Below are 16,948 nucleotides of genomic sequence, written 5' to 3'. Positions count from 1 at the left end.
TCAACGGTCAGCTGACAAAAAAGAGGCTGTTGCATGGCAACAGCCCCCTTCCTCATCCTTTTTCCAAACCAATGACCCGTACCATTCCCTGTTCCACCTGGAACTTTACATTCCATTCTCCAAAGGCCATGCCGTAGATCCGGTCCGGATCGTTCTGGTAATGGGGCCTTGGATCCTGGGCCAGGACCCCCAGCAGGGCAGCCCGCTGGTCTTCCGGCAGTCTGGCCAGAAGGTCCGGCGGGCACTGGACTTCCAGGGTGCCGTCCGCTCCCTGGGCAAAACCGCTCCGGGCCTCTGGCCGGGCATCGGCGTAGGGCACATAGGGCTTGATGTCGTAAATGGGCGTGCCGTCCATCAGGTCCGCCCCCTTCACCTGCAGTTCCGGACCATGGGGGCCATCCCAGACCACCTTTTCCAGTTCCACCAGGGAAAGCCCCAGAGGGTTGGGCCGGAAAGGGGACCGGGTGGCGAACACCCCCAGCCGGGTATTGCCCCCCAGCCGGGGCGGCCGCACGGTGGTGGACCAGGTGTGATTCCGGGAAAAGCCCCAGACCAGCCACACATGGGAGAACCCTTCCAGTCCCCGGAGGGCTTCCCGCTGCCGGAATCCTTCTGCCATTTCCACCCGTCCGGCCAGATCCGGCACCAGACCGCTCTGCCGGGGCAGGCCGAATTTCTCCGGCAGCAGGCCCCGGTACCAGGCCACCGGGCGGATCGTCAGCAGGCCTTCTTCCGGATGCTGCGGTTCCGTCATTTCACCACCGTATCCACGTTCAGGTCCTTGTCCACGTAGAACCGGGTGCCTTTCACCGTAAGATCCGCAGCCAGGCCCTTGGTGGTCACCTGGTACATCCACATGCCGGGGGCCACCTGGAAGGAGCCTTCCAGGGCATCCCCGCTGACCCCGTCTCCGGCGGCGGCCACCGCTTCGCCCCCAAAGGACCAGCCTTTGGTGATGAAGGAATTGAAGGCGTCTTCATTGCCGAACACGAAGATGATGTTGGACTGCCGGACCCCCAGGCCCAGGCCCACTTTCATCTCACCCATTTTCATGAATACTTCCCGGCCGCTGTGCTGGTTGATGGCCCTACCCCGGCCATGGCCCCCACCCAGGATTCCCAGGCTGTAGCTGGTATCCACGAACACCGCATAGCCGAAGGCGTTCTGGATGGCCTTCCGGGAGTTGGGCTTCTTCTGGTACAAGTCCAGCAGGGCCTTATAGGTCTTGGTCCGCAGTTCCGCCCGTTCCTTGTCCTCTTTGGTCACCGTGGCCGCCGCTGCAGGCTGCGTCCCGGCAGCAGCCTGCACCACCGCCGGTACCGCTCCCAACGCCGTGGCACTCAAGGTGAGTGTGGCCAGCAGCGTTGCTGCCATCGTTCTTGCTTTTTTCATAGAGATCACCTCATCCTGGTAAGATGTCAGACCGCCCTGACGGGCTCAAAGATGTCAGAAGCCAGCTTGTTCCAGAAAACCGACCGTCTGACTTTCTGTCAACTCGCTGCTATCTGACATCTCAAAGGCCACAGCGTGGCCGCTCTGACTTCTTATTGAATTATTTATTCGGCTTCAGATACCCGCCGCCCTGGAGCTCGTAGGTCTTGCCTCCCAGCCAGGCGTTGGCGGCGTTGCTGCTGTTGTAGAACAGGGTATGGCCGTTGCCTTTCAGGTTGGTCAGGGCCGTGGTCCCGTCGGTAAAGCCATCCACATGACAGTCAGCCGTCAGGGACCAGCTGGAGGAAGCGTCCAGGTTCACATCGATCTTTTTGGCGGAATTGTCCGTGTTGATGGCCCCGGACCAGTGGCTGCCGTTCTGGAGATCCATCATGATGGTGCTGCTTCCGTCAGCGGACACATTGCCATAGAGCCCCTGGTTGTTGGCCATGAAGGTCAGGTCGCCGCCGTTGGAGCCGGCATCTCCAAACTGGTTGGCTTCCACCCGGATCAGGGTGCCCCCCAGATACTGCATGGTGGTCATTTCCGAATAGATCCGGGCCGCCGTGTTGGTCACATAGAACAGGGGGCCTTCCTTCAGGCTCCGGAGAGCGGAACCTTTGGCGGAGAACCGGCCCAGGCCCTTGCCGTCAGCGCCGTTGTCCCGGGACTTGTTCTGGTAGAGCATCACCCCATGGGTTCCGTTGCCGGACAGGTCCACATATTCCAGATGGATGGCATTGTTCCCTTCCACCACGGCGATTTCACTGGCACCGGCCGTACCCTTGGCTTCGCTGACTTTGATGGAGCCTTTGGAATAGATGAGAGGGGATCCTTCCCCGGAGGTGTTGATGGTACTCTTGCTCACGGTGACGCTGGCACCGGAGGGTTCCGTGGCCAGGGCGGCGGAACGGATCCCGGCGGTGCCGATGTTGATGTTGTCCGCGGTGATCTTGCCCCCTTCGGTGGCGTCCAGACCCCGGGAGGAAGCGCCAGTGGTCCGGATGTTGGAATCGTGGAGCTTCACGCTGCCCTTGGCGCCGGTGGCGAACACCGCATTGGCCCCGTCCGCTTCCGTGCGGATGGTGCAGCCATCCATGGAGAGGGCCCCATCTGCGGCCAGCACGGCGGCATTCTGGCCGTGGAATTTGCTCCCCAGCACATCGGTGGTGGCGCCGCTTTTGGTAATGGCCCCGTGGGACAGTGTCACCTCCGCCCCGTTCTTCACCAGCAGGGCGCTTTCGTCCGCTACCAGTGCCGCATAGCTGTCCGCCAGGGCGGTCTTTTCTCCGCTGACCACCTTGGCGGCACTGTAGCTGTCCGCCGGCAGAGGTTCAGCCGCTGTTTCGGCAGCCATTTCCGTGGCTGCGGCAGTCTTTTCCGTCTTGGCCGGTTTTACCGTTTCTGTCTGGGCGGCCGGTTTGGCATCCGCAGCTGCCCCAGTCTTATGGGCTGCCCAGGCACAGGGACTGGACAGTAAAGAGGCCATAATGGCCAGAGTTAAAATTTTTGAACTTTTCATGGGAATCCCTACTTTCCTGTATAGACTTCTACATAGTATAGTATAACGCAAAAGGGTGCCACCGTAAACGATGGCACCTTTTTGTCACGACTTCAGACTTCAGACTCCCGACTCCAGATTATCCCTCACCTTCCTGCAGTCCACCTTCCCCACCCCGCTGAGGGGCAGGGCTTCCCATGTCTTCCACTGGCCGGGGATCTCTCCCGGAAGCAGGTTCTTCCGGAGCGCTTTCCGCACCTGGGCCAGGGGGATGCCCGGTTCCAGCACCACCGCCGCTCCCAGGTCTTCTCCCCGCTCTTTGTCCCGGATGGGCACCACGCAGGCATCCCGGACTCCGGGGACCTTCATCAGGGCCTGTTCCACCCGGCTGCAGCTGACGGTGAGGCCGCCCTTGTTGACCACCTGCCCCCGCCGTCCCTGGAAGATCAGATACCCATCCCGGTCGAAATATCCCATGTCTTCCAGGGTGCAGGGCCGGGGCATGCCGTCTACCCGGTAAGGCGTATCGATGTAAATCATTCCCTCCCGGATCTCCACCTTCACCCCGGGACAGGGCTTTCCCACGCTCTGGGGATGGGCCAGCAGTTCCTCATAGGTGAGCCAGGTGATGTAATCCAGTTCGCTGGCTCCGTAATACAGCAGGATCTGGCTCCGGGGAAAATGCTTTTTCAGGGCCCGGGCCGTTTCCGCATCCAGCAGCTGGGAACCGGCCAGTACCATTTTTAAAGACGGATACTCCTTTTCCAGTACCTGGAGCAGCAGCTTCAGCTTCACCGGCACCAGGTACAGCAGGGTCACCGGATACCGGTCCAGCAGGGCCCGCCAGCGGGTGCTCCGAAGGCTCGTGGCCAGCACCAGGGTGGCTCCGGCATGGAGGAGCTGGGCCCACACATTCAGGTTTCCGGTAAAGCTCATGCTGCCTTCCGCAAAGCCCAGGGTATCCCGGTCCACCTGGAATTTCCTGTCCTGTTCCGGAAAGAAATCCCCCCAGCTTTCCCAGGTCCGGAACATCAGCTTGGGAAGACCGGTAGAGCCGCTGCTCAGAACTCCCATGCACCACTCCGGTGCCGGCACCGGTGCGTCCCCACAGCCGGGCCGCAGGTTCCCGTCATCGATCCAGCCGATCTGCCGCACCCGGGCCAGTTCCTCCGCTCCTTCCAGGGACAGATCCGGATGTCCCAGCACCGGCACCCAGCCCGCCTGTTCCGCCCCCAGAAAGGCGGCCAGCTGGTCCGCCGGTTCCTGACGGACGATCAGCACCGTCTGCCGGGGGATTTCCAGCCCTTCCAGTTTTTTCCCGTATGCCCGGGCCAGGGCGGCCATCCGGCCATAGGTCAGGGTCCGTCCCTCTTCCACCAGACAGGGTTTGTCCGGCTGGATCCGGGCCCATTGTTCCAGTATTTTTGCATAATCCATTTTTTTCTTCTTTCTGCTACAGCGTTTCCAGGAGCACCCCGGCTCCCGTTCCCCCGGCACCGGCAATGGCGCACAGGGCTTTCTTTCCTTCCTGGCCCTCCAGGGCTGCCAGAGCATGGAGCACCAGCACGGCTCCACTGCACCCATAGGGATGGCCGTAGGCCAGAGCACCCCCCAAGGGCAGGTATCGGTCCGTACAGGTGGGGTAATGCCGGGCAAACAGGGCGGAGATCACGGCAAAGGCTTCATTGTATTCAAAATCATCGATGGCCTCCACCGGCAGGCCGGTTTCTTCCAGCAGCTTTTCCCCCACTGCCAGGGCTCCCAGGGGACTGAACCGGGGATCCACCCCTGCCGCCGTGCAGTGGAGGATCCGGGCCAGAGGGCGCACCGGCTTTCCTGCCCGGCGCCACTCCGCCAGTTTTTCTCCGGAGGCCAGCACCAGGAACGCCGCCCCGTCCTGGGTCAGGCAGGCATTGGCCGCGGTCAAGGTGGGGGTGCCGTCCCCCGCCAGTTTCGCTTCTTCCGGGGTCAGCAGGATTTCCGTTTCCTCCCGGGTGAACAGGGTGGGCATCCGCCGGGCCAGCCGTCCGTTCATCCGGGGCCGGATGCTTTCATCCCGGGTACTGCCGAACAGGGACACCACCCAGGGTTCCAGCCGTCCTTCCTCCCAGGCTTCCGCCGCCTTCCGGTGGCTGCGTACCGCCCACCGGTCCAGTTCCTCCCGGGAAACCCCGTACACCTGGGCCGTCCGTTCCGCCCCTTCCAGCATGGCCCGGGGGCTGTGGGTATCCGGAGAAAACTGGGCGGTCATATATCCTTCCGGAGTGTACCGGCTGTCCCAGGGCTGGTACACCCGTCGGGGCTGCAGGGAGGACGATTCCACGCCCCCGCACAGCACCAGCTCCAGCTGACCGCTGGCGATCTGCCCCCAGGCCAGGGATAGGGCTCCCAGGGCGGAAGCGCACTGCATGTCTAGGGTCATGGCGGGCAGTTCCGCTGGCAGTCCGGCCGTCAGGGCCATGAGCCGCATCAGGTTGCCGCCACTGCCCACGGCGTTGCCTCCAATGACCAGCTGAGCCTCCCTGGCCACCGGCACCTGGACGCAAAGCTGCCGGAGAAGGGCAGCGCCCAGCTTCTCCGGCGGAACTTCCTTAAATATGCCATTCTGTAATCCCAGGTGGCTGCGCAGCCCGGCCACCAGATAGACGTCACGGCCCTCCATATCAGAACCCGTACCGCTGCAGCCGGTTGGCCAGGAACGCAGCCAGTACCACCTTCAGGGTATCCCCGATCAGGAAGGGGAACACGGCCATGACCAGAGTCTTCCACACGCCCACTTTGGCCACCGCGTACATGCTGATGCAGCCGCCGATGTAGATGATGGGCATGCCCACGCAGATGCCGATGGCTACCAGTTTCTTGAAGGAACGGCTGTTGCCCCGCACAGCGCTCATGGCGATGGCCGCCACCAGAAAGCCCAGGTTAAAGCCCCCGGTAGGCCCGATCAATTTGATCAGCCCGGACGTACCGCCCACGAACACCGGCACCCCCACAGCCCCCAGTAGCAGGTAGATGCCCAGGATGATCCCTGCCTGTTTTGGTTTCATGACAAAGGCCACCAGGTTCACCATGATGGTCAGTGCCGTCACCATGGCCGGTGTAAAAGGCAGCGGAAAAGAAATGTACGCCGAGACGGCCAGCAGCGCGACACAGACCGCACTGGCCGTCATCACCCGTACCTGTTCCCGCTGGCCGGTCACTGCGGCCGCAGATGGATGCAAATTCTCTCTCATTTCGCTCATTCTTTTCTTCCTCCCTGATATAGATCATGTTTCCCGCATGGACGGGAACGTAAAAGGCCATATGGAACCGCTCCGGTTCTCCCAGCTGTTCGAACAGGCTCCGCCACAGCAATAACCCCTGGACCACCGGAACCACACCCAGATGGATAGGATTCGTGTCTCCGGTAACCCGGGCAAAGGCCCGCAGTTCCTCCGACGAAAAACTCCGCCAGGGGGTATAGCCTTCCAGGCTTCCATCTTCTGCTTTTTGTAAACCTATTTTTTCGCTATGGTTTACCTTTTGGGCAAAAAAGAGCAGCTCCGCCTGGAGCCAGCCCACCTGTTCACCCCGTTCCCAGCCTTCCACCAGCAGCTGCTGGTAATTCTTCCGCTGCCGCCGGCACCGGGCTGTGAACCGGGTTTCCGGTCCTGCCGGCTGGAAGCGCCGGTAATGGAGCCGGCCGATATAGCTGTTGTCGTAAGCGGGACCCTGGAACGCACCCAGGCCCCTGATGTAACCATCCATGTTTTCTCTCATAATACGTATAAGCGTAGCAGATTTTTGCTTTCTGTTCAACTATTTTCGCAAGCAGGTTAACGCAAATGGTTCCTTATTTTCTCCCTATCTTTCCGGTCGGGCAGCCTGCCGACGTTCCGTAAATTGTATAATCAAGGCATCTGAACAAAGAGGAGGCCTTTCCATGAAAATCAATGCCTGTTATGTGAACCAAGAATGGGCCGGTGGGTGCAAAAATGCGTGGAAACACCCTCTCTTTCCCGGTAACTATGGTATCATAGAGAAAATACGGCACGGCAGGAGGGATGGTTATGAACCAGAAACAGCTGCAATATTTTCTCGATTGCTGCGAAACAAAAAACATGCAAAAGACGGCGGACCGGCTTTTTGTCTCCCGTCAGGGCGTCAGCAAAATGATCCGGGACCTGGAAACCGAATTGGGGACACCGCTGTTCCACCGCTCCCAAAAGGGGCTGGAACCTACGGATTTTGCGTTTTCTCTGATTCCCCATGCCCGGAACCTGCTGGACGAATACGCGTGCATCACCGGCATGAACACCCTGGCCGGCCAGAAGCAGAACGTGGTCACCCTGTATGCACTGGACCATGTCCTGGAATACCTGTCTGCGGATTTCCTGCGGGATTTCCGGAAAGCGTTCCCCCATACGATCCTGAGTACGGTGGAAAGTACGGATACAGGAGCGCTCAACGGCCTGCTTGCGCAGGAAGCCGATTTCGCCATCACCACCGGTCCCATCGACAGCACCCGTTTTACCGCTGGCCCTCTGTTCTATTCCCGTTTCTGCTTCCGCATGGCCGCCGATCATCCGCTGGCACGCAAAGAAAAACTGACCTACCAGGATCTGGCAGGTCAGAAAATCATCAGCAAGGGGCGGGCGTACCGCTGTTTCCGCACCCATATGGATGAAAAGATTCTGGGTGCCGGCATCGCCGTGGATATTTTTGCCGAAACGTCGGATGAAACCATCGCTCTGGACCTGATCCGGAAGGAAGGGGTCATCTCCATCGGTTACGACTATATGGATTTGCTGCATCCCGCCCCGGACATCGCCGTCCGTCCCCTGGACGCTTCCGAATCGGGCTCGGAGCTCTATCTGGTCACCTTGAAGAATACCCTGCCCCGGAAAAGCGCCCGCCAGTTCCGGCAATTTCTGCTGGACTGGATCCCAGCCCATGGCAAAGATCAGATTGCCTGGCCAGGAGCTCAATATTCTACAGTCTCCCCGTCTTCCGGCATATCGTAATCGGTGATGCCCCGCTTCTGCAGACGGCCGCGCATTTCCATACGGGTAATGGAAGCATGGGATACATTGTCAAAGTGCGTGAGGAAGAGCTTCGCTTCCGGCAGAGTCTGGTGGACGCAATCCACATCTTCGTCATCCATGATCAGACGGCCGAAGCCCACCAGTTCCGCGGCACAGGCGTTCAGCGTCACCACATCGGGCTTGTATTGGAGCAGCGTATCCTGGACGCCCTGATACCAGACCGTATCCCCGGTGACGTACAGTTTCTTTTCGCCGGCTGCCTCGAAAACCACCCCGCAGGCTTCACAGGATGCCTTGACCAGACCGTGACGGGCCGGAGCGCGATGCAGCGTCACGTTCCCGAAAGAGACGCCTTCTGCCGTCAGCAGACGGACATCCGTAAAGCCGGATTTCCGCAGGACCGCCGCATCGGCTTCATCCTGGGTGAAGATCGGCAGGCTGTGGTCCAGAGGAGCACCGATGGTCCCCTGGGCCATATCCATGTCGATGTGATCGGGATGGATATGGGTCAGGATATAGGCGTCCACGCCGGCCAGGATGGATTCCACTGATTCCGGCAGACCGAATAACGGCATAGGGATCTGCTCCTTCACCGGATCCGGCACCGTAAACGGATGGCCGGGAATGGTAGCAACCGTGCCAATGCCATACTGCGGCGCCAGCCAGGGGTCAAGCAGGAATGTTTTGTCCCCGAATTGGATCTTATTGGTTGCGTTGCGGATCTGTTCGATTTTCATATGATCTACCTCCTAAAATGCCTTCTCAAGGCAACTTGCTCTTTGGTTCGTTTCGTTGTGTTCATTATACAGGGAGAGGCGCTGGCAGGAAAAGAACAGAAATCCATGCAGTCCGCAACCATTTGATTGTCAGTACATATTTTTCACAAATTCTTGAATTTACCCTAGTAAAGTTCTATAATTTGTTCATATCTTCATAATCCATTTTATACAAGGGGGAGATTTGTATGACAGCCGCAAACGGCAAATCCCGGTCCACACTGGCCAACTACCGGGATCCCATCATCCTGATCACGTTCTGCGTCCTGGGCGCCATCCTGGGACTGCAACTGGGGCCCAAGGCCGCGTTCCTGAAGCCCATCGGCCAGATTTTCCTGAACTTATTGTTCTGCCTCATCGTTCCTCTGATTTTCTTCTCCATCGCCGGTTCCATCGCCAACACCAAGGATACGGGCAAGGTGGGGAAGATGATCGGCTACACCCTGATCATCTTCATCATCACGGCCACCATCTCCGGTGGCCTGATCCTGCTGGTGACCCACTTCACCGGAGTGCCCACATCCTTTAGTGTGCCCACAGCTGCCGCCGGTGCCGCCGCCGGGAAACCGGTGACCATCGCGGACCAGATCGTCAACACCCTGACGGTGGGGGATCTGCCCCTTTTGATTTCCCGGTTCCACGTGCTGCCGCTGATCATCCTGACCATTTTCTTCGGCATCTGCGTTTCCATGATCGGGGAAGCGGCCAAACCGGTGGTGGACTGGATGAACGCCATGAGCCTGATCTGCTATAAAATGGTGGCCATCCTCATGAAGGCGGCTCCCATCGGTCTGGGTGCCTATTTTGCGGATCTTACCGGTACCTACGGGGTGGATCTGCTGAAGACGTACGGAAGCGCCATGGCCGTGTTCTACACCGTGGTGTTCGTCTACTTCTTCGTGTTCCTGGGCTTCTACGCCTGGCTGGCCGCCGGCAGCTGGGGCGTTCGGAACTACTTCAAGGTCATCCTGGCTCCGGCCCTGACCGCCCTGGGTACCCGTTCCTCCGCCGCCACCATCCCTCTGCAGATGGAAGCCTGCGACAAGCTGGGCGTGCCCCGGGAGATTTCTTCCGTGGTGGTTTCCATGGGTGCCACCTGCCACATGGACGGTGCCTGCATCGCCGTGGTGTACTCTGAAGTGCTGGCCACGGCTCTGTTCGGCCATCCTCTGGCCGGTTTCGACTTCATCCTGGCCCTGTTCCTGGGCGTGTGCGCATCCGTAGCCACCTCCTCCGTACCCGGTGGTGGTGCAGCCGGTGAAACCATGATCGTCTCCGTGTTCCACCTGCCGGAAAGTGCGTTCCCCATCCTGCTCATGGTCATCGAGCTGTTCGACCCCGGGTGCACCCTGCTGAACTCCTGCGGCGATACGGTGGTGTCCATGATGATCAGCCGCATTTTCTACGGCAAAGACTGGTATAAAAAGAATCTCAACGGAAATCTGCCCGGAAAGGAAGCTCTCGTCCATGAAAATTGATGCCCGCTATCTGCTGGAAGAACCGGAACTGGGTGACGCCGCCCTGCCCGATTCCCTGGAACTGGACCTGCCCATCGAAGGGGACCGGGTGCTGGGAGAGATTTACCTGCCGGCAGGGATCTATGATGCCCCCCACCCGGCAGTGATCCTGTGCCACGGTATCCCGGGCACCAACAACAATGACGACCTGGCCCAGTGTCTGCGCCGGATGGGCTGTGTGGTGATCCGGCCCTACCACCGGGGTGCCTGGGGCAGCGAGGGGATCTATTCCTTCTCCCACTGTATCGAAGATGCCATTGCCCTGGCCCGCTGGGCCCGGGAAGAGGTGGCGAAAGCCTATGACATCGACCCGAAGAACATCTTCCTGGCCGGCCATTCCAACGGGGGCAACACGGTACTGAACGCTGCCCGCTACCTGCCGTTCCTGCGGGGCGTCATCGCCTTCTGTCCCTACGACCACCAGGCCGGACTGGAGCACATCCCCCACCAGGACCTGAAGACTGCCTTCGAGGAAGCCGCCGCTGTGCTCCATGTGGGCCGGTTCGAAGACCTGTGGCAGGACAGTGTGGAGCACGCCAGCGAATGGAGCTTTACCGCCAATGCCCACCGGTTCCAGGACCGGAACCTGCTGCTCATCGGCGGCCGCCGGGACACGGTGGCTCCGCCGGAATGGATGATCGAGCCCCTGTGGCAAGAGCTGGAAGCCATGCCCACCCAAAGCCATCATAAAAAAGTGCTGCTGGATACCAACCACGGCCTGGACAACGCCCGTCTGGAGCTCATCCGGACCATGGGCCAATGGATCCAGGAAGTCGTGGTAGACTGATTCCGGGGCATCAAAAAAGAGTGCCGCGCTCATTGCGCAGCACTCTTTTTTTCGATCCACTCTTTCAGGACCACCGCATTGTTGTGTTCCGGATCTTTGGCACCATAGAGAAGCGTTACGTTGCCGGTCTCCAGGAACGATTTTATTTTTTCCAGAAAGGCACCACTTTCCGGACTCTTTTCCAGCTCGTCCTCATACTTCTGGGCGAAGGCCGGGAACTTTTCCGGATCATGGCCGAACGCCTTCCGCAGTTCATTCGTGGGAGCGATGGCTTTCTCCCAGGCGGTCAGCTCTGCCTTTTCCTTCTTGATGCCCCGGGGCCACAGCTGGTCCACCAGGACCCGGCTGCCGTCCGTTTCTTCCGGAGCTTCATAAATCCGTTTCACTTGCAGCTTTCCCATGGAAAAGCCTTCTTTCTGTTATTTCGCCTGCCGTTTTTCCTTTTCGGCCACCTGTTCACAGGCCGTCAGAGGGTAGCGGTCGGAATTGTGATGGAACTCGATGCAGGGTTCACAGTCCTTATACCGGGGGCAGTCGAAATTCTTGCACGGGCAGGTGTCCGGATCGTACAGTTTAATCATATTAGGCACCGAAGAACAGTTTCATGTCGTCTTCCACCGTGCCGATACCAGCGATGCCGAAGTTCTTCACCAGGACGTTGGCCACGTTCGGGCTCAGGAAGGCCGGCAGGGTGGGTCCCAGATGAATGTTCTTCACACCCAGGTACAGCAGGGCCAGCAGCACGATGACAGCTTTCTGTTCGTACCAGGCAATGTTGAATACCAGAGGCAGGTCGTTGATGTCTTTCAGACCGAAGACCTCCTTCAGTTTCAGAGCGATCAAAGCCAGGGAGTAAGAGTCATTGCACTGACCGGCATCCAGGACACGGGGAATGCCACCGATGTCGCCCAGGTTCAGTTTGTTGTATTTGTATTTGGCGCAGCCGGCGGTCAGGATGACGGTATCCTTCGGCAGAGCTTTGGCAAATTCCGTGTAGTATTCACGGCTCTTCATACGGCCGTCGCAGCCAGCCATGACCACGAACTTCTTGATGGCGCCGGATTTCACAGCGTCGACCACTTTGTCAGCCAGGGCGAAGACCTGTTCATGAGCGAAGCCGCCCACGATGGAACCGGTTTCGATTTCAGTAGGAGCCGGGCAGGTCTTGGCCTGTTCGATCAGGGCGCTGAAGTCCTTGTGCCCGTTTTCGTCAGCAGCTACATGGTTGCAGCCAGGATAGCCGGCAGCACCGGTGGTCCACAGACGGTTCTTGTAGCTGTCTTTCGGAGGAACGATGCAGTTGGTGGTCATCAGGATGGGGCCGTTGAAGCTTTCGAATTCTTCCTTCTGTTTCCACCAGGCGTTGCCATAGTTGCCGGCGAAGTTCTTGTATTTCTTGAAGAAAGGATAGTAATGAGCCGGCAGCATTTCGGAATGGGTGTATACATCCACGCCAGTGCCCTGGGTCTGATCCAGCAGCATTTCCAGGTCTTTCAGGTCGTGACCGGAAATCAGGATGCCCGGGTTCTTGCGCACGCCGATGTCCACAGTGGTAATTTCAGGGTTGCCGTAAGCCGTGGTGTTGGCTTTGTCCAGCAGAGCCATGCCCTGTACGCCGTATTTACCGGTTTCCAGAGTCAGGGCAACCAGGTCGTCCACGGATTTGGTATCATCCAGGGTAGCAGCCAGAGCGCGTTGGATGAAAGCATCCACTTCTTCGTCGTCCTGGGCCAGTACGTTGGCATGTTTGCTGTAGGCAGACAGACCTTTCAGGCCGTAGGTGATCAGTTCCCGCAGGGAACGGATGTCTTCGTTTTCGGTAGCCAGTACGCCCACGGTCTTGGCTTTGGCATCGAATTCTGCTTCAGCGCCGTTCCACAGAGCAGCTTCCAGCAGGTCAGCGGTGTCACCCAGCTGAGCCAGCAGGTCAGCTTTCACTTTCAGGGTATCTTTGATCCGGTCGATGATGGCTTCCCGATCGAAGTTGGCGTTGGTGATGGTGGTGAACAGGTTGACAGTCACCAGATGGTTCACGTTGCGGTCAACGTTCTTTCCGGCAGCCCGCAGAGCGGTGGTCACAGCAGACAGACCCTTGGTCACGTAGATCAGCAGATCCTGCATAGCAGCCACTTCCGGCTTCTTGCCGCAGACACCCACGATGGTGCAGCCTTTGCAGCCGGCGGTTTCCTGACATTGATAGCAGAACATCTTGTTTTCCATTTGTATAACTCCCCTTTTCTGATTGAAACTCTCGCAGGTTGTTTTCTTCACTCGATGGCTCTATTATAGTCCGGTATAAAAAAACAATCCGTTGTTTGAACAACATACTTAAAAAATTACGGAGCAGCGGGGAAACCGCATTTCCGGCTGCTGCCCCTTTACCCCAGTGCCACGTCCAGGGTCATCATCACGGTGAACCCCAGGGCAAAGGTGAGCACGCCGATGTTGGAATGTTCTCCTTCGGACATTTCCGGGATCATTTCCTCCACCACCACATAGAGCATGGCCCCTGCGGCAAAGCTGAGGAAATAGGGCAGCAGGTGCCCGATGATGCTGGAGGCCAGGATGGTCCCCAGGGCCGCAAGGGGTTCCACGATGCCGGACAGTACCCCGCCGGCAAAAGCCTTGTGCCGGTTCATCCCCGCCGCCCGGAGGGGCAGGGAAATGATGGCCCCTTCCGGAAAATTCTGGATGGCGATCCCCAGGGACAGGGCAATGGCACTGCCCAGGGAAATGGAACCCGGATCCGTGACGAACCCGGCGTAGATCATCCCCACCGCCATTCCTTCCGGGATGTTGTGGAGGGTCACCGCCAGCAGCATCATGGTGGTCCGGCCCAGATGGCTCCGGGGTCCTTCCGGTTCATCGGTGTTCATGTGGAGATGGGGGATCGCCACATCCAGCAGCAGCAGGAACAGGATTCCGGCCCAGAATCCCACCACCGCCGGCACAAAGGCGAAATGCCCCAGGGCCGCACTTTCTTCCAGGGCCGGGATCAAAAGGCTCCAGATAGAGGCCGCCACCATGACCCCGGCGGCAAAACCGGTCAGTCCCCGCTGGACATTCCGGTGGAGCTGTTCTTTCATGAAATAGACACAGCCGGCTCCCAGGCTGGTCCCAAGAAAGGGAATCAGGATCCCCTTCCAGACATCTGCACTGATCAATGGGTCACCTCCTTTTTAGTGAGTCCCAAAGAACTCAAATGAGTTCCTTGCCCTCCATGGTCATGGCCAGGTTGCTGAGGGCGTACTGGATCTCTTTTTCCGGATGGACCGCCAGGGCCACATCGGTGGTTTCCACCTTCCGGAGCTTCTTCTTCATGTATTTCCCCGTATCCTTCCGGTACAGGTACATGTCCGCCCCGGAAATCACCCGCAGCAGGGTATCCGGTCCGTCGTCATCCCAGCCGCCGTAGAACAGGGGCTGGATGTAGAATTCGTCCATGGCCCGGACCACCAGGATCCCCACCACATCGGCGCCGGTCCGGTCCGCGATTTTCTCCATCACCTCCTTTGCGATGGGATATCCGTCTCCCCCGAACTGGGTCAGTACTTCGTTGGCCCCTTCCGCCGCCTGGGGATCGGGCAGGAAGGCGAACTGGGACCGGGGATAGGCCTGGCGCACCTGGCGCTTCCACACTTCCTTCATGGAAGCCGTGGCCTCTCCCGTATGGTCATAGACCACAAAGGCGATGTTTTTCCGGGCCAGAGGTTCCCTTCCCGCCGTCCCCGCTGCTTCCGCCGGCACCAGCAGGAACAGTCCTCCCAGGAGGAAACAGAGGGTCAGCAGCAGGTTTCTTATCCTTTTCATTTCAATACACCTCCTGGGCTTTTCCCCGGGTCAGTTCCAGCCCCAGATGGCGGGCCAGGATCTGTCCCCCATCACCATAGGTATCCATGGGCTGCAGGGCCCCCGGTCTGACTCCGGGACCAAAGAACAGCATGGGCACGTGTTCCCGGGTATGATCCGTTCCCTTCCAGGTGGGATCGCAGCCATGATCCGCGGTGACCAGCACCAGATCTCCGGGCTGGAGCCGGGCCGCCAGTTCCGGCAGTCTCCGGTCGATGGTCATGAGCCCTTCCCCGTAGCCTTTGGCATCCCGCCGGTGGCCGTAGGTGGAATCGAAATCCACAAAGTTGGTGAAAATCAGGCTCCCGTCCCCGGCAGCCTCCAGGGCCTCCAGTGTGGCATCGAAAAGTACATCCAGACCGGTGGCATGCCAGGCCCGGGTAATACCCCGGTGAGCGAAGATATCGGCAATTTTCCCCACTGCATAGACCCCTCCGGCCTTTTCATACACCTCATCCAGCAGGGTCTTTTCCGGGGCCGGCACGGCATAATCGTGCCGGTTGCCGGTGCGGGTGAATTCCCCGGCCTTTTCTCCCACAAAGGGACGGGCGATGACCCGGGCGATGTGGTAGGGCTGGACCAGTTTGTAGGCGATTTCACAGAGTTTGTACAGGTTCTCCAGGCCGAAGGTCTTTTCATGGGCGGCAATCTGGAGCACCGAATCCGCCGACGTATACACAATGGGCTTGCCGGTGCGCATGTGTTCCTCCCCCAGTTCCTGGATGATCACCGTGCCGGAGGCATGCTTTTCTCCCAGCACTCCGGGGAGATGGCCTTCCCGGATCAGCCCGTCGATGATGTCCGGGGGAAAACAGTGGGGTTTGTCCGGGAAATAGCCCCAGTCGAACATCACCGGCACCCCGGTCAGTTCCCAGTGGCCACTGAGGGTATCCTTGCCGCTGCTCACTTCCCGGGCATAGGTGTAAGCCCCTTCCAGGGGCTCCGCGGCCCCGATGGATACCGCCAGTTTCTGTCCGGTACTCATTTCATGGGCCCGTTCCAGCCCGTATCGGGCCAGATTGGGCAGGGCCAGCAGCGGGGCGGACGGGTCCTTGGCCCGTTCTTTCCCGAACCAGCGGGCAATGTGCCCCAGGGTATCCGCTCCCTGGTCTCCGAACCGTCCGGCGTCTTCCGCGCCGCCGATGCCAAAAGAATCCATCATCAGGATGATGCTGCGTTTCATTTTTTTCCCTCCCTTGCCAGCAATTCGTTCAATGCCCGGCGGACAATGGTCTGGAACCGGTTCTCCGCCAGCCGGTAGATTTCCGGCGAGGCAATGCTTTCACTTTCCGTCCGTTTGGCCACCACTCCGCACAGGCTGGCTGCCTGCAGCCCCAGTGCCTGGGCGGTGACGAACACGGTGGCTGTTTCCATTTCATAGTTGGTGACGCCCAGCTGCTGCCATTCCTTCATGCTCCCCTGGAACCGGCGGAGCACATAGCCGGTAAAGCTGTCATACCGTTCCTGGCCGGGCCAGAACGTATCGGAACTGCAGCAGATGCCCACCTGATGGGGCACACTTTCCACCAGGGCCGCATAGGCCAGCAGCTGGGTCAGCTCAAAATCCGCCACTGCCGGGAATTCCAGGGGGGCATAGTGGGCACTGGTTCCCTCCAGCCGTACGGCGGCCTTGATGATCACCACATCCCCCAGTTCCAGCCCTTCCTGGATGGAACCGGTGGTCCCCACCCGGATCACCCGTTTGATGCCCAGCCGGGCCAGTTCTTCCAGGCAGATGGCGGTGGAAGGGCCGCCCATGCCGGTGGAGCACACCAGTACCGGCCGGTTCTGGACCTGGGTCAGGCAGCTGGTGTATTCCCGGTGGCTGGTGAGATCCACCGTGGGACCCATGGCTTCCGCCAGGGACCGGACCCGGCCGGGATCTCCCGGCAGCAGGGCCGTATCCGCCCCCATCAGCATTTCCCGGGACAGCTGGGTGTGGTACATCACTTCATGAGGTTCCGCATAATGATGATCCATGGTATCACTTCCTGTTACAGTGCTCTTTTCTCCTATTATACGAAAGAGCAGGACCCCTGTTCAAGGTCCCGCTCCCCCGTTTT

General features: G+C 59.4%; 17 protein-coding genes. 3 read left to right on the top strand and 14 right to left on the bottom strand.

The genetic code is table 11. From position 1 onward, the window contains the following. Nucleotides 1–52: 52 nt before the first annotated feature. The 6 genes from tsaA to ACFER_RS01970 all read right to left on the bottom strand — a co-directional run bounded on the left by tsaA (nucleotide 53) and on the right by ACFER_RS01970 (nucleotide 6,174). Nucleotides 53–754 carry a tRNA (N6-threonylcarbamoyladenosine(37)-N6)-methyltransferase TrmO gene (tsaA, locus tag ACFER_RS01995; protein ID WP_012937775.1) on the bottom strand — a complete coding sequence of 234 codons (702 nt, stop codon included), beginning with the start codon at nucleotides 752–754 and terminating at the stop codon, nucleotides 53–55. Further along, on the bottom strand, nucleotides 751–1,392 hold the full coding sequence (locus ACFER_RS01990; RefSeq protein ID WP_012937774.1) for a YSC84-related protein: 642 nt from the start codon (nucleotides 1,390–1,392) through the stop codon (nucleotides 751–753). Before ACFER_RS01990 ends, tsaA begins: the two co-directional genes overlap by 4 nt. Before the next feature lie 160 nt (nucleotides 1,393–1,552). Then, nucleotides 1,553–2,953, bottom strand: a complete 1,401-nt coding sequence (locus ACFER_RS01985) for a hypothetical protein (RefSeq protein ID WP_012937773.1) — start codon at nucleotides 2,951–2,953, stop codon at nucleotides 1,553–1,555. Between the two features lie 99 nt (nucleotides 2,954–3,052). Further along, nucleotides 3,053–4,369: an AMP-binding protein gene (locus ACFER_RS01980; protein ID WP_012937772.1), complete on the bottom strand. Its 1,317-nt coding sequence runs from the start codon at nucleotides 4,367–4,369 to the stop codon at nucleotides 3,053–3,055. 16 nt (nucleotides 4,370–4,385) lie between these two features. After that, nucleotides 4,386–5,594: a thiolase family protein gene (locus ACFER_RS01975; protein WP_012937771.1), complete on the bottom strand. Its 1,209-nt coding sequence runs from the start codon at nucleotides 5,592–5,594 to the stop codon at nucleotides 4,386–4,388. Nucleotide 5,595: 1 nt separating this feature from the next. Next, on the bottom strand, nucleotides 5,596–6,174 hold the full coding sequence (locus ACFER_RS01970; RefSeq protein ID WP_012937770.1) for a biotin transporter BioY: 579 nt from the start codon (nucleotides 6,172–6,174) through the stop codon (nucleotides 5,596–5,598). A gap of 807 nt (nucleotides 6,175–6,981) precedes the next feature. Here ACFER_RS01970 and ACFER_RS01965 point away from each other — a divergent pair. After that, on the top strand, nucleotides 6,982–7,935 hold the full coding sequence (locus ACFER_RS01965) for a LysR family transcriptional regulator (RefSeq protein WP_012937769.1): 954 nt from the start codon (nucleotides 6,982–6,984) through the stop codon (nucleotides 7,933–7,935). On the opposite strand, the gene ACFER_RS01960 is transcribed toward ACFER_RS01965, so the two are convergent. After that, nucleotides 7,896–8,693 carry an MBL fold metallo-hydrolase gene (locus ACFER_RS01960; protein WP_012937768.1) on the bottom strand — a complete coding sequence of 266 codons (798 nt, stop codon included), beginning with the start codon at nucleotides 8,691–8,693 and terminating at the stop codon, nucleotides 7,896–7,898. The two genes, ACFER_RS01965 and ACFER_RS01960, sit on opposite strands and share 40 nt — an antisense overlap. Before the next feature lie 227 nt (nucleotides 8,694–8,920). Between ACFER_RS01960 and ACFER_RS01955 the strand changes: the two genes are divergently transcribed. Together ACFER_RS01955 and ACFER_RS01950 are read left to right on the top strand one after the other, a co-directional pair. After that, nucleotides 8,921–10,210 (top strand): dicarboxylate/amino acid:cation symporter, encoded by a 1,290-nt coding sequence (locus ACFER_RS01955; RefSeq protein ID WP_012937767.1) that lies wholly within the window; start codon nucleotides 8,921–8,923, stop codon nucleotides 10,208–10,210. Then, nucleotides 10,200–11,036 (top strand): alpha/beta hydrolase family protein, encoded by an 837-nt coding sequence (locus ACFER_RS01950; RefSeq protein ID WP_012937766.1) that lies wholly within the window; start codon nucleotides 10,200–10,202, stop codon nucleotides 11,034–11,036. Before ACFER_RS01955 ends, ACFER_RS01950 begins: the two co-directional genes overlap by 11 nt. Nucleotides 11,037–11,065: 29 nt before the next feature. Here ACFER_RS01950 and ACFER_RS01945 read toward each other — a convergent pair whose 3' ends face one another. From ACFER_RS01945 to udp, 7 genes are all read right to left on the bottom strand, one after another. Next, on the bottom strand, nucleotides 11,066–11,437 hold the full coding sequence (locus tag ACFER_RS01945) for a DUF488 domain-containing protein (RefSeq protein WP_012937765.1): 372 nt from the start codon (nucleotides 11,435–11,437) through the stop codon (nucleotides 11,066–11,068). Nucleotides 11,438–11,455: 18 nt separating this feature from the next. Further along, entirely contained in the window at nucleotides 11,456–11,617 is a 162-nt protein-coding gene (locus ACFER_RS11510; protein WP_012937764.1) for a hypothetical protein, read from the bottom strand. 1 nt (nucleotide 11,618) lies between these two features. Then, on the bottom strand, nucleotides 11,619–13,256 hold the full coding sequence (gene hcp, locus ACFER_RS01940; RefSeq protein WP_012937763.1) for a hydroxylamine reductase: 1,638 nt from the start codon (nucleotides 13,254–13,256) through the stop codon (nucleotides 11,619–11,621). Nucleotides 13,257–13,414: 158 nt separating this feature from the next. Continuing rightward, nucleotides 13,415–14,200: a ZIP family metal transporter gene (locus ACFER_RS01935; RefSeq protein WP_012937762.1), complete on the bottom strand. Its 786-nt coding sequence runs from the start codon at nucleotides 14,198–14,200 to the stop codon at nucleotides 13,415–13,417. Between the two features lie 34 nt (nucleotides 14,201–14,234). Continuing rightward, on the bottom strand, nucleotides 14,235–14,846 hold the full coding sequence (locus ACFER_RS01930) for a hypothetical protein (protein WP_012937761.1): 612 nt from the start codon (nucleotides 14,844–14,846) through the stop codon (nucleotides 14,235–14,237). Nucleotide 14,847: 1 nt separating this feature from the next. Continuing rightward, entirely contained in the window at nucleotides 14,848–16,068 is a 1,221-nt protein-coding gene (locus ACFER_RS01925) for a phosphopentomutase (RefSeq protein WP_012937760.1), read from the bottom strand. Next, on the bottom strand, nucleotides 16,065–16,865 hold the full coding sequence (gene udp / locus ACFER_RS01920) for a uridine phosphorylase (protein ID WP_012937759.1): 801 nt from the start codon (nucleotides 16,863–16,865) through the stop codon (nucleotides 16,065–16,067). Before udp ends, ACFER_RS01925 begins: the two co-directional genes overlap by 4 nt. Nucleotides 16,866–16,948 lie beyond the last annotated feature (83 nt).

This window comes from Acidaminococcus fermentans DSM 20731, from assembly GCF_000025305.1.
In the GTDB taxonomy this organism is placed as follows: domain Bacteria; phylum Bacillota; class Negativicutes; order Acidaminococcales; family Acidaminococcaceae; genus Acidaminococcus; species Acidaminococcus fermentans.
Note: the sequence above shows the minus strand (reverse complement) of the source record. Positions and strands in the feature narration are given on the sequence as shown.